Here is a 1919-nt window from a genome sequence, read left to right as displayed (position 1 = left end):
GGCGGCACGCGCAAGGCTGGCGTGAGGGCCAGGATGCGTTCGGCGAGCGCGGCGACGGTGGGGGCTTCGAAGAGGGAGCGAAGAGGCAGCTCGACGTTGAAGGAGGCGCGGACGCGAGAGACGAGCTGGGTGGCGAGGAGGGAGTGGCCACCGAGGGCGAAGAAGTCGTCGAGGACGCCGACACGCTCGACGCGCAGCACCTGGGAGAAGAGGGCGGCGAGCTGTTCCTCGGCGGGAGTGCGGGGGGCGACGTGGGAGGAAGAGGAGGCGGCGAGCGGAGCAGGGAGTGCTTTGCGGTCGACCTTGCCGTTGGTGTTGAGGGGGAGCGAGTCCAAGACGAGGAAGGCCGAGGGCACCATGTACTCAGGCAGGTGAAGCTTGAGGAAGGAGCGCAGCTCGTTGGTGTCGAGGGACTGGCCGTCGTGGGGGACGAGGTAGGCGACGAGGCGCTTGTCGCCAGGGGAGTCCTCGCGAGCGAGGACGACGGCGGCGTGCACCTGGGGGTGGCCGAGGAGGGTGGACTCGATTTCACCGAGCTCGATGCGGAAGCCACGCACCTTCACCTGGAAGTCAGCGCGGCCGAGGTAGTCGATGGTGCCGTCAGCACGCCAGCGGGCGACGTCGCCGGTGCGGTAGAGGCGCGCACCCGGAGAGGAAGAGAAGGAGTCGGGGATGAAGCGCTCCGCGGTGAGGTCCGGGCGGCCGAGGTAGCCGCGAGCGACGCCCTCACCGCCGATGAAGAGTTCTCCAGAGACGCCGACGGGGACAGGGTGGAGGGAGGAGTCGAGGACGTAGACGCGGACGTTGGGAAGGGGCCTGCCGATGGTGGGCGAGGGGGAGGAGTCGAAGGCGCAAACGGTGGCGTCGACGGTGCACTCGGTGGGGCCGTAGACGTTGAAGGCGCGCAGGCGCGGGTGGTGGGAGAGGGCACGCCAGGTGGCGGAGTCGACGGCTTCACCACCGACGAGGACGCGACGGGGAATGGCGTCGCGCTCGAGGAGGCCTTCTTCGACGAGGAGGCGCAGGTGAGCGGGGGAGCAGTCGAGGACGTCGAGGGAGTCGAGGGAGATGCGCTTGAGGAGCTCGGCGACGTCGGCGCGGGCTTCGTCAGGGACGATGCAGAGGGTGTGGCCGTCGAGGACTTGGATGAGCTGCTTGACGGAGGCGTCGAAGGAGAGAGGAGCGTTGACGCTGACGCGCTCGGAGGGGAGAGCGCCGGCGTGGACGGTGGAGGCGAGAGCGGCGCGGAGGTTGAGGACGGAGCGGTGCTGAATCATGACGCCCTTGGGGCGCCCTGTGCTGCCAGAGGTGTAGATGACGTAGGCGAGGTTGTCGGGTGAGACGGAGGAGGCGGGGGGAGAGAGGGGGAGGAGGGAGAAGGACTCGGGAGGAGAGTCGAGGCAGACGTCGTGGGCGGAGTGGGGCGGGAGGGAGTCGAGGAGGTGGCGCTGGGTGAGGACGACGGGGGCGCGGGTGTCGTGGAGGACGTGAGCGAGCCAGTCGCGAGGGTAGCTGGGGTCGACGGGGACGTAGGCGCCGCCGGCCTTGAGGGTGGCGAGGATGGCGATGAGGGAGAGGACGGAGCGCTCGAGGCAGAGGACGACGCGGACGTCCGGGCCGACGCCGAGCTCGAGGAGGAGGTGGGCGAGTTGGTTGGAGCGGGAGTCGAGCTGGCGGAAGGAGAGGTGCTCGTCACCGCAGACGACGGCGAGGGCGTCGGGGGTGAGGAGGGCCTGGGCGCAGAAGGCGTCGTGGAGGCAGAGGTCGCGAGGGAAGGAGGAGCGGGGGCCGTTCCAGTCGACGAGGAGCTGCTGGCGCTCCGTGGTGGTGAGGAGGGGGAGGTGCGAGAGGGCCGCGTCCGGCTGAGAGGCGATGGCCTCGAGCAGCACGCCGAGGTGGCCGGCCATGCGCTGCACGGT

At 70.0% G+C, this 1919-nt stretch carries 1 protein-coding gene; it reads right to left on the bottom strand.

The features are described 5' to 3' along the window. The coding region (locus FOF48_RS36130) for an amino acid adenylation domain-containing protein (protein WP_255443077.1) at positions 1 to 1907 on the bottom strand (1907 nt) is incomplete at its 3' end. Positions 1908 to 1919 lie beyond the last annotated feature (12 nt).

The sequence above is a fragment of the Corallococcus sp. Z5C101001 genome (assembly GCF_007352635.1).
In the GTDB taxonomy this organism is placed as follows: domain Bacteria; phylum Myxococcota; class Myxococcia; order Myxococcales; family Myxococcaceae; genus Corallococcus; species Corallococcus silvisoli.
Note: the sequence above shows the minus strand (reverse complement) of the source record. Positions and strands in the feature narration are given on the sequence as shown.